This window comes from Mastigocoleus sp. MO_188.B34 (assembly GCF_030065675.1).
In the GTDB taxonomy this organism is placed as follows: domain Bacteria; phylum Cyanobacteriota; class Cyanobacteriia; order Cyanobacteriales; family Nostocaceae; genus Mastigocoleus.
This window is the reverse complement of record NZ_JASJDK010000034.1, coordinates 42,652-50,763: the sequence shown is the minus strand read 5'-3', so window position 1 is coordinate 50,763 and position 8,112 is coordinate 42,652. Positions and strand designations below refer to the sequence as shown.

Below are 8,112 nucleotides of genomic sequence, written 5' to 3'. Positions count from 1 at the left end.
AAAAGAAACGAGACGACCCAATGGATCGTCTCAAACACCAATCAAAATTATTCAGAATTAACCAAAATCTACAAAAACAAACTGATTGTTGTCATTTAGATCCAAACCTGTGACACCATTTAAGGTTGCTAATGTTTGCTCGCCTAAAAGAACCTCGGTGTTACCATTGATTTCATTAAGTGTTAAAGCTCCTGCATCAATACCTAAAGTACCAATGACATCGGTACCAACTTCAAAATCAAGGATGGTGTTAGGAGATTCGGGAGTTTCTGCATTGAAAATCCAGAATTGATCCGCACCTTTACCACCAGAAATAATGTTGTCACCGCCGGATTGGATGTAGAGTTGATCATTCCCTCGACCACCAAGAGCGCGATCGGATTTACCTAAGAAGAAGATATCGTTACCTTTTCCACCAGACATCCGATTACCACCCATACCATCGGTAGCATCGAATTCGTCATTACCAGGACCACCAAATACCCGATCTTCGCGACCGACAAAAATCAGATCGTCACCACGACCAGCATTAACGCGATTTCTGCTTCCACCGGTTAGATCGATTTCATCATCGCCAGCACCAGCAAATAGGATGTTACCACTGCTCTTTAAGTTGTCTCCAATGACAAATAGGTCTGCATCTTTGGTACCACCTGATGGGTTTTGAGGTTCTCCACCGTTTCCATTACCTCCATTAGTTGCTCCATCTAATACGGTATCTTGACGGAAATCAAGGTTTTGAATCCGGGTATCTTCCGCAGGTGCAACATCTTCTGTAGTAAAAGGGTTTTCTTGGGAGAAGTTTGCTTCTAAGAATTCAGCTAAAGCATCTTGTTCGGAACCATCGGGTGCAAAGGTTGCTTCACCGCTACGAGGAGCATCTTCTGCTTGGGTTAACTGCACCACATCGCGGTCAGGGAAGGAATAACCATCACCACCCTCAGCAAGGAAATTTAAGGTTACAACCCGGAAGGTACGATTAGCATCACCTTGTAGTTCTCCATCCCGAGCTATGACATCTGTAACTTCGCCATTTTCATCCACAATTGCGAGGGATTCTACCCTATCACCAACTGGTGAGTCATCGTCAAAGCTGAATTGTAAACCGCTTACTTGAGGAAAACGTCCGGGTGTCGCACCATCTTCACTTGCTGATACTCCATGCTCGATAATATCAAGTAATTCTTGAGCGGTTACGGTTACTAGAGTCAGACCGTTGTTGAATCTCAGAGCATTTTGGATGTCAACTTGAGAAATTCCACCTTCTGGTTTACCGGCTAATTCGTTTGCTGCTGGTGGTAAGAATTCAGATTCAGTTGCACCGGGAGGTGTAAATACTCTACCGATGTTATCGCGAATTCCACCGCCGTTTTTAATGGAAATTACTACTTCGGGGTCGGTTTGTTTGGCGATCGCGAGATTTGCATCAGCAGTTAAGTTACCGAGGTTGGTTTCCTGGGTGCGCACGTCACCTCTGGTACCGTTGAGAAATGTATCGGTGATTCCAAAGAAGTTACTTTCTAAGTCGGTGATGACATCCCGTAAAGCGTTGGTAATTTCGACGATTTCTGGGTCGGGATTACCATTTACTGCTGCAACACCTGCTGCGTCTGTCGCGTAAGCACCGCTAACATTGGGGTCAATACTTTCAGGAATAATATTACCGTCACTGTCGAAGTCCACAACCAAGCGACCAACATACTTATAGTTTCCATCGGTATTGATTAGCGCAACTGGTTTACCATCAGCATCGGTTTTTAGAATGGGATAAACACCTTCATTTTCATCTCCATCCCGCAAGCGATCGGTTTCATCCGCTAACAGGGTATTAGACCCACCAGCCATAATAATATCGACATTTCTGAGCAAACCAGCCAATTTTTCCTCGATAGCTATTTGCTGCATGTGAGATACCAAGACTACTTTATTAAGGTCTGGATTATCTGCAAGTAATGCATCAACTGATGTTTGAATTTCAGCTGCTAAAGCTGCAATATCATCGGGATTCTCGGGGGAAATTACTACATCACCGGTGGAGGAGATATTAGCTAAATTTGGCGTCGTTGCACCGACAACCCCGATTTTTTCCCCGTTAATTGTAACGATCGCACTTTTAGCCAGTTTACTGGGAATAGTACTAGCTTCTTGTCCGTCTTCAGTAACTAAATCTTTGAGGTTTTCATCGTTACTAAAGTCTAAGTTGGAACTGAGATAGGGGAAATTTGCACCGGGATATTCACCATCGGGAGCAACTACGGAAGCTACAAACTCAGTACCTAAATCGAATTCGTGGTTCCCTAAAGCTATTGCTTCAAATCCCAGTTCGTTTTGAATAATGATGTCGGAGCGACCTCTACCTTCTTTACCCAATAAAGGAGCTAATTCAGGGTCAGCACTCGCATCTAGGAAAATACCGGGAATATAAGCATCACCGGAAGATAGGAGCAGGGTATTTTCATAATCTGGATTTCCATCTTGGTTTGCATCTTCGTTTTTCAAAGCGTTGAGAACTGCTGAAAAGTTAGGTGCGTCCTCAAGTGCGGGAATTCCTGCTTCTTGATCTGCAGCATGGAGAAGTTGCAGGGTGTAGTTAGAAGCTTGAGTATCATTAACTTCAATATCATAAAGGGTAGTGGTTTTGCTTTCTTCATTTGCAACCACCAACACCGGATTACCATTAGGACTTTCGGAAGCAGGAATAAACTTTAACCCTTCAGGAGCAATGTCACCTTCGGTGCGAATATATTGAACAAATTCAGGTGCGGTGGGATTGCTGAGGTCATAAACTAGTACTCCACCTCCAGCACGTTCTAACCCAATGAAACCATAAGGTTTACCGTTAATCTTACCAACGGTTACGGATTCGGGTTCAGCACCCTTATCGTCGGAACGTTGATCGAATTCGGCTGGATCTCCATCATTAGCATTGAAGAGTTCTGGGGTTTGTTCCGCAGTAATTTTCGCTATTTGGTCACCGCTATCAAATACCAAGTTACCAAATTCATCCCAAACGGAGAAGGAACGACCACCATAACTAAATAATTGATCGAAATCGCCATCGCCGTCCAAGTCACCCAAGGTGTTAGTAATTTTTAAGCGACCGAGGTTTTCATCTTTTTGTAGTTCTTCAGCATTGGGGAAGACATCAGGATCTAAAGTTGCTTTACCTATCCGTTGTTCTTCATTAAAGATGTCACCTTCTTCGATTAAAACATTACCTTGACTATCTTCAATATCGCCATCGGGACGGATACGAGCATCACCTTCATTTGCAGTGATGTAATAGGTCCTACCATCAGCAACAAAACTATCGATCGCATCGGGCTGATACAATCCAAAAACTGGGTGATTCTGGAGGTTTATCCCACCATCTTCATTACTAGCATCCAGTTTATTACCTTCCGGGAATTCAATTAATCCCAATATTGTTTTGGTAGGATTGGGATTGAGTACAACTTTTCCCGAACCATCTTGGGGAATGGTTTCATCTAACAGTCCAAAGTCATTATCGTTAATTACAGCTAAGCGACCATCCGGTAATAATGCTAAACCTTCGGGCTTATCACCGGCATCATAACCAATGGAAGGTAAGTTTGTAATTTTAGTTTTATGAACGGGGTTAATACCTTGGGTGACTAGTTCATCTGCTGTATGCTGTTCTAGAGTTTTTCCAGGTAACAGGGAAGTGGTATCGAGAACGTTGGTTGCACCTTTAAGGTCAATTTCAAAGATAAACTTCTTCGCATTTGCACCAACAGCTGAATCCCGTTCGATAACTTGGAATTTACCGTCACCAACATAAGTCGCATCGCCAATTTTATCAACTCGTCCCCCAGAACGTACTGCTGGATCTTCCAGTAAATAAACGTATTCGGAAACAGGTTCGCCAGTTGCAGGATTAATCCCCAAAATGCGAATCACATCGGAATTATCGGAAGCATCCCGGTCTGGATTTGCTAAAGGAGTTTGGATAAATGAGTAGAGAATTCCCTCATCGGTATCCAGAGCTACGGCTTCAAAACCGCGATTGCGACGACGATTTGCATATTCTTCAGGTAATGTTTCCGTTCCATAGGTACCCTCCGATTGACCTGCTGATGCTGCTGTACCTTCGGGAATAAAACGATTTAAAAGCACCCCATCGCTATCAAACTGGTAAATTGCAGGACGATATTCGTCAACCGTCCAGTAATTCCCATCTGGATCGATAACAATACCTTCCATATCCCCACCAAAGGGATCTAACTCTACCGGATTACCAGCAGCATCTACAGGGAATTCATCAACTTGGTTTCCTTCAGTATCAAAAACAAAGTTGGGAGCACCTGTGATGGGTTTACTTACACCATTATCATTGCGGGTGAGAAAAATCTCATTGGTAACGCTAGCAACCCCTGTTGATGTATCCAGTTCTATTTCAACAATTCGGGCTTGATAATCGGGTAAAGCTAAGGGACGAACAGTATCAGCCGTACCATCACCGTTTTTATCTTCTGTAAATATATCAGGGTTAGGACCGCGATCGGGAACAGTTACAAACTTAATTTTGTCACCATCCTGACCCGCATAGTACAAACCAGACAGACCCCCCAAATCAATAGTTTGACCGGAAGGAGTTTTGAGAGGTACACCATCACCATTAGCGATCGCTCCCAAACCTTGAACTTCATAGTTAGTTACCGTTGGTTGACCTTTGCTGTAGTCTTTAACACCCAATGCTAAAACATCTTGTACAATCGCAGTTTCAATATCTACAACTGTAACAGCATTATTTTCCTGTAGGGTGACAATTGCTGTCGCACCATCGGGAGAAACTGCAATGTATTCTGGTTCTAAATCTTCAGAAACAGTTGCATCGGGACCAAATATCCGTACTCCCTTATTAATTAAAGCTTGCTTTTGGTCGTCAAAACCATTGAAAGAAGCTGTTTTTACAGTTGCACTAGCAACACCATTGGAAATATCAACAATACTAATGGAACCTTCCGGATCCACAGTATAGTCATCATTGGGTTCCCCTTCATTGGCTACAATTATTTTGTTTCCATCGGGGGTAAAAGTCAGCATATCGGGAAGCGCACCCACGGTTACAGAACCCTGAAATTCACCCTCGGTATTGTAGAAAGCAACTTTACCCTTATCTTGCTTAGTCTCAGCTTCAACAGCTACAGCAACGATACCATTCTTAACTGCAACGCTATTAGCACCACCACCGATCGCAGTGATATCAATATCCCTTACCTTAGTAGGATTTGTGGGGTCGCTAATATCAATGATTTCAATGGTGTCACCAGTGGTAATAAATAAGCGCTGAGTCGTTGGATCGTGAGCGACAATTTCTGCACCATCTTCACTAGTAAACGTACTAATTTTACTAAGTTCGATTTGCTGAGAATCCATATTTGAGTTCTTTTTATGAATTGATAAACTCGCAACTAATGGATCGTGGTCGCTTGCTCTTGCATCGGTTTCAGCAAACTCAGAGTTGACATGTACCACATCAAACTTTGCTGTATCCGCTAAGTTATTACTAACTAAAATATGATCCAAAGATTGTGAATTACCTTGGAAAATAAAACTGTAACGTTCATCCTCTGGTAGAGTTTCCGTTAAATTGGTCAAACTCTGCGCCAAAGTTTCTACCGGAGAGACAAACTCAAATTCGTTTAAGTCACCCAATACAACTACTTTAGCCTCAGAATCTGCAGCTAAAATATCATCCACATAACCCTTAACCGCTTGAGCTTGGTCTTGACGCTCATCCAAACTACCATTAACAGTTACATCTTCTTGACGTGCTTCAAAGGGTTGCTCCACACCTAAAATGGGACTGCTACCACCCTTGGAGGAAAAGTGATTATTAACTACAGTAACTTCCTCACCATTAAAGGTAAATTTAGCAACTAATGGTAAACGGCTATCAAAAAAGGGATTTTCAGGATTAGTTTGTTGGTCAGCATTTTGAATCGATTCAACTGAACCTTCATTTAAACTAACCCGGTCGCTATTATATAGAAACGCCGTACGAATATTACCAACAGGTTGACCTCCACTAGTATCATTACCGATAAAAGTATTATCAATAAAGCTATATTGGGGACCACCATTTGCAGCAATCGCATCAACTAACTTTTGTAAAGTTTCATCAGCAGCTGTTATCCCTGCATCATCCGAACCATTATTATCCTGGACTTCCTGCAAACCAATAATATCCGGAGAATTCAAATTATTAATGATTTGCTTAGCGATCGCATCAAACCGACCGTTAGCAACATCCGTATCTCCATCTCCATCGTTAGAATCTAAATTGAGAACATTGTAACTAGCTACCGTAAGTTTATCTGTATCACCCTTCAAGCTAGTAACATCTGGTTGAAGTTCGGAAGGAGTAACGCTAAAAGCTTCAGTAGGATTAATCTCAAAATTTCCAAAACCATAGGAAACAACCCCTGTCACATCCCCTAATTTTGCACCTGTATTTACCTCGGGAAACTCAAAACCGGGAAGGATATCAGAATCAGCATCGATTTGGACTTTTTCAGGGTTAAAGTCATCAGGACTAATATTCAGGGTACCGCGTAAAGCGGAGCTATCCTGAAAGGAATCACTAATTCCTGTTGCATTTTCACCATTATCTACAACAGTAAAAATCTCACCAAAACGATTTGTCGGTGCGATCGCTACTGCATCTTTTGCAGTTACCCGCATTCCCTCCAAGGACTCGAAGAAATCTATCCCATCGGTATCCGGGTCAAAACTTGCAAAAGCATCATCATCAATATTTTTGTTGGGAGGTACCCTACCACCACTCCCAATTATGGTTGCTGCGGGAAGAGTATTTCCGCTCGACTTTACAGTAATACTAGGACTTCCACTAATTTGAGTCGTGGAGAGATTACCACTACTAGCACTACCAGGAGTAAATTCGCTAACCGTCCCGCTAACCTCTACATCATCACCAACCTTAACTCCAGGAGCAGAACCAGTGAAAACAAAAATAGCGTCAGAGGTTCCATTGTTATCATCCCCTGTAGGGTCTTGGAGATAAAAACCATTACTATCTACTGCAGTAACGATACCAGTAGTAGTTACAGACTGACTTAAAAATGGCGAAGTGTGACCTTCACCTTGAATTTCGTAGATTTTAGTAATCGAACTTCCGACAGAATCAGAAAAAGTCTGTGATGTGTTGATACTTCCCTTGGTATTGCTACCATCAACCGCAACCCAATTAAAATCCGAATCTTCTTTACCCGTACCTTGTAATTGTAAAGAACTATTTACAGGAGTCGCACCCGACTGAGAAACTCCAATATCAGTACTAGTTATTCCATCTGCGGGACCACCAACAGCAGTAAAACTTCCTTCGTAGCTGAGAAATTGGATTAAACTATTGCCATTATCTACCAAAGCAATACCATCAGGAGAGCCATTTTGAATCCCATTGGTAGGTAGATCGACAGCAATCGTACCAAAACCATTATCTAGGTCGGGAATTGTCCCACTTAAACTAATAGTGCGATAGGGTGCTCCGTTATTTCCATTGTAGAGAACGATTGACCAACCCCTGAGGTCAATATCAGCAGGACCAGCAACCTCAATAAATTCATTACTATCAGTACCAGAGTTATCGTAGTGAAACTCATTAATAAATACAGTAGCCACTAAAAATGCTCTCCTAGTTAATAGTTATCTCATAAAGATGCAAAAATATCTGAGCTACCCATATTGATGAAATAGAATTTCAATATATATTTTTTAGTAGCTAAAATAGTTTTTATGTAGATTTTCATAGCTTTATTGCTTTCTTCTTAATACCATTTTTCAGATATTTAGAGATTAAAATATTTTGCCATCATATTTATATTTTGTAGTTAAACAAAAACTCCAACTCAAACTAACTAATAACTAATGAAAGTGCATATAAACAGGCTTTTAAATTAACTGTTGACAATCTTCAAATTAATCTAAATAATGCCTAAAATTACCAAAAAATCATAATCAATTTCTTGGTAATTAAAATATATTAATAGATAATTTTGATTTTTATAAGCTTTATAAATTTAATTTTTGGCTGTTTATATTTTTAGTCTTTCATTAAAATACTAAAAA

The 8,112-nt window shown here is 41.2% G+C and carries 1 protein-coding gene; it reads right to left on the bottom strand.

Annotated features, from left to right (window positions below):
* Nucleotides 1–57 precede the first annotated feature (57 nt).
* Nucleotides 58–7,665 carry an esterase-like activity of phytase family protein gene (locus tag QNJ50_RS10835; RefSeq protein WP_300635144.1) on the bottom strand — a complete coding sequence of 2,536 codons (7,608 nt, stop codon included), beginning with the start codon at nt 7,663–7,665 and terminating at the stop codon, nt 58–60.
* Between the last annotated feature and the right edge of the window lie 447 nt (nt 7,666–8,112).